The following is a 2,073-nucleotide window of genomic DNA, read 5'->3' as shown; positions in this document are numbered from 1 at the left end:
GTGCCGGGCTTGAACTTGAGGACACGGAACGTCATCGTCGCGACCTCTTCGTCGCCGACGGTCCAGACGCTCTTGGTCGTGATGAACCAGCCCTCACCCACACCGGTCTTCTTGGGGCCCACGACGTCAGCGAGGTACGTGCTGATGCTCGGAACCTCGCCAGGTCGCAGCGTCCGGGCATATGTCTGGTCGCAGTTGGTGCCAAGCACCGACGTGTAGCCGGCATCGTCGAAGACCTGCATCGTGTCGGGCAGCGGGTCGCCGGGCATGCGCTCGGGGTTGAGCCCGTACATCGTCCACACCTGCGCCATCGCCGGCGGCGCCTCGGTGTCGGGCCCGGGAGCCCACCGCGGGTTGGCGTCGCCGATCGCCTCGGCCCAATGCCGGATCATGGGCGCGTTGACCGGGTCCGGCGCCTCTCGGCGCGGGCTCTTGCCACGGTCCTTGATCTCCTGGACCAGCTTGAGGATGTCGTCGTCGGTCATCGCGGCACCGCCGTAATGAAGGGCAAAGAGTACGACGGCACCGCGATGAGTGCCCGATTGTTCGCTCGCTGACGCTCGCTCATCGCGGCACCCTCGGCAGGTCGAGACCGAACATCGCGATCAGCTCGCGCTGCACCTCGTTGACGCCGCCACCGAAGCTGAGCACCAGGTTGCGCTTGCTCGTCGCGTCGAGGTAGTCCCCCAGCCGTCCGGTCGCCGGATCGGCCGGGTCGCCGTACGTCGTGACGACGTCCATCAGGGCCAACCCGAGTCGCTGCACCTCGTCGCTGGCGAACACCTTGGACGTCGACGCCTCCGCGACGGTCGCCCGATCGGACGCCGCGCCCCGGGCGACGGCCCAGTTGAGCAGCTCGTTGACGCGGAACGACGCCGTCGCGCGCGCCAGCACGTCGTGGACCCACGGGACCTCGAGCAGTGGGGTGCCGTCCGGAGCCACCCGGTCCGTGGCCCACTCACGCACCAGGTCGCGGAGACCTTCGATCCGGCCGGCTGGCCCCAGCATCACGCGTTCGTGGTTGAGCTGGGTCGTGATGAGCTGCCAGCCGCGGTTCTCCTCGCCGACGAGCATGTCGACCGGCACCCGTACGTCGTTGTAGTACGTCGCGTTGGTGTGGTGCGAGTGGTCGCTCGTGACGATCGGCGTCGACGAGAAGCCAGGGTCGCGGGTGTCGACGATGAGCACGGAGATCCCACGATGCGGCGGCGCGTCCGGGTCGGTGCGCACGGCGAGCCACACGTAGTCGGCCACGTGGCCGCCGGTCGTCCACATCTTCTGTCCGTTGACGACGTAGTGGTCGCCGTCGCGCCGGGCGGTGGTGCGCATCGAGGCCAGGTCGGTGCCGGCGTCGGGCTCGCTGTAGCCGATCGCGAAGTGCACGTCGCCGTTCACGATGTCGGCGAGGAACATGTCCTTCTGCTTCTGGGTGCCGAACGCCTGCAGCGTCGGCCCGACGGTCTGCAGGGTCACGGACGGAAGATGCACGTCGGCGCGCGCCGCCTCGTTGACGAACACCTGCTGCTCGATGACGCCACGGCCCTGTCCGCCGTACTCCTTTGGCCAGCCGACACCCATCCAGCCGTCGGCGCCCATCTGCTTGATGATCCGGTGGTACGCCGGCCCGTGCCGGTCGGTGCGCATCTCGTCGCGGTCGGCGTCGGAGGCCAGCCCGGTGAGATAGGCCCGCGCCTCCTGCTTGAACGCCCGCTCCTCCGCGGTGAGCTCGGCGTTCTTGCCCGCGGTCTCGGTGACCGGCACCGCGGCGAGGGCCGCCGGGCCACCCAGGTGGCGAGCGATGTCGCGTACGCCCGAGAAGTAGCGGTTCAACGGATAGGTGATGTCGACGCCCATGCCGCCGTGGAGGTGCTGGCAGATCTGCAGCACGGCCGGCGCCCGGTCGGCGAACCAGTACGCCGCGATCGCCAGGTCGTCCCCGGCCGGATCGCCCGCATCGAGACGGCGGACGAGCTCTCCGGCGGTCAGGGTGAACGTCCGCGAGGCGATGTAGACGTCCGCGATCTGCTGGGCGACGGCCTGGAACTCCGCCAGCGCGCGCCCGAACTGGCGGCG

At 69.5% G+C, this 2,073-nt stretch carries 2 protein-coding genes; both read right to left on the bottom strand.

What is annotated here, in order from left to right; genetic code table 11:
* Positions 1 to 485, bottom strand: a 485-nt coding sequence (locus tag V6M46_RS12075) for an FAS1-like dehydratase domain-containing protein (protein ID WP_332665307.1), incomplete at its 3' end; no start/stop codon positions are given.
* Positions 486 to 564: 79 nt separating this feature from the next.
* Positions 565 to 2,073: acyl-CoA dehydrogenase (locus tag V6M46_RS12070; protein ID WP_332665304.1), on the bottom strand; the 1,509-nt coding region annotated here is incomplete at its 5' end.

This window comes from Aeromicrobium sp., from assembly GCF_036676885.1.
Classification (GTDB): Bacteria; Actinomycetota; Actinomycetes; order Propionibacteriales; family Nocardioidaceae; genus Aeromicrobium.
Note: the sequence above shows the minus strand (reverse complement) of the source record. Positions and strands in the feature narration are given on the sequence as shown.